Source organism: Actinacidiphila sp. bgisy160 (assembly GCF_965342435.1).
Lineage (GTDB): Bacteria > Actinomycetota > Actinomycetes > Streptomycetales > Streptomycetaceae > Actinacidiphila.
Window position 1 is genome coordinate 1 of the sequence record NZ_CBDRCM010000150.1, and the last position, 600, is coordinate 600.

Genomic DNA, 600 nt, shown 5'->3' on the forward strand with positions numbered 1-600 from the left:
TGCGCCGTCGGTGGGGTACTGGTATTCGGTGACCAGGTCGGGGACGTCGTCGATGCGGGGTTTTTGGGTGATGGAGGTGACGACGTACTTGTTGAACCAGTCGATGGTCTCCTGCTTCGGGTCCGGACTCCAGTAGACCGGGTAGCAGCGGGTGCCGTTGTCCTCCGGGTCGGGGTGAGCCTCGACGGCCATGGCCGGGCAGGGGTCGGAGTATTCGACGTCGATCTCGCCGCCGTACTCGGTGACCACCCTGCGGATACGGAGACGGTCGAACGCCGGCCGGGGGTCGCCGCTTCCGGTGGTGACTCGGTTGGGCATGGCCTGGTTGTTGTGGGAGAACTCCACCGCATTCATCTGTGCAGTGGTTTGGCCGTCGACGGCGTAGCCGGTGCGCTGGATGGACTCCAGCCACAGCGGCGGGGCCGTGTCGGTCAGGGTGCTCGGGAAGGACTGGGTGAGCAGGTATTTGTCGACCTTGCTCAGTGCCGTGGAGCCCTGAGTGCGCTGCGCCTTGGTCGTCACCGAGGACAGGCGCTTGCGGGACCAGAACGTCGGCGCGCCCACGGGGCAGCGTTTGCCGGCCTCTCCGGCGCAGTACAA

The 600-nt window shown here is 66.3% G+C and carries 1 protein-coding gene; it reads right to left on the reverse strand.

Annotation, left to right across the window (positions count from 1 at the left end):
• A partial coding sequence (locus ACRWNP_RS37190) for a hypothetical protein (protein WP_431969443.1) occupies positions 1-564 on the reverse strand: 564 nt, incomplete at its 3' end.
• Positions 565-600: the final 36 nt, after the last annotated feature.